The 382-nt window shown below is 23.0% G+C and carries 1 pseudogene; it reads left to right on the top strand.

Going from position 1 to position 382, the window contains the following annotated elements:
• Positions 1 to 382, top strand: a pseudogene (locus tag CQA69_RS08880) (Cj0814 family flagellar-dependent secreted protein); the annotation flags it as partial.

The following is a 382-nucleotide window of genomic DNA, read 5'->3' as shown; positions in this document are numbered from 1 at the left end:
CTATAGTTCTATACTTTCACAAGCAAAAGCCAATAAAGAAAGTAAAGAAAATTCAAAAATAAATTTTGCCAATACTTTCTTAAAACAAAATGTCACTAAATTAAATGATATAGAAAATAAAAATTCACAAACTTTAATAAGAAGTGAAGTATTAAATTCTACTAACAATAATAATATCAATAAAAACTATTACACTAAAACAAATTCTCCTAATTATGATATATCTAGTGAATTTAAAAACTCTATTTATACTTTAAAATTCAAACAAGCAGATATAAGTAGTAATACAGCCTATGGTTATAGTGTAGATAAAGATGGTTATATGGGAGAAGACTTTAATGAAGCTGCAGGATTACCAAAAGATTTTAAAATACATAAATCT

It is taken from the genome of Campylobacter estrildidarum (assembly GCF_005406205.1).
GTDB lineage: Bacteria > Campylobacterota > Campylobacteria > Campylobacterales > Campylobacteraceae > Campylobacter_D > Campylobacter_D estrildidarum.
Note: the sequence above shows the minus strand (reverse complement) of the source record. Positions and strands in the feature narration are given on the sequence as shown.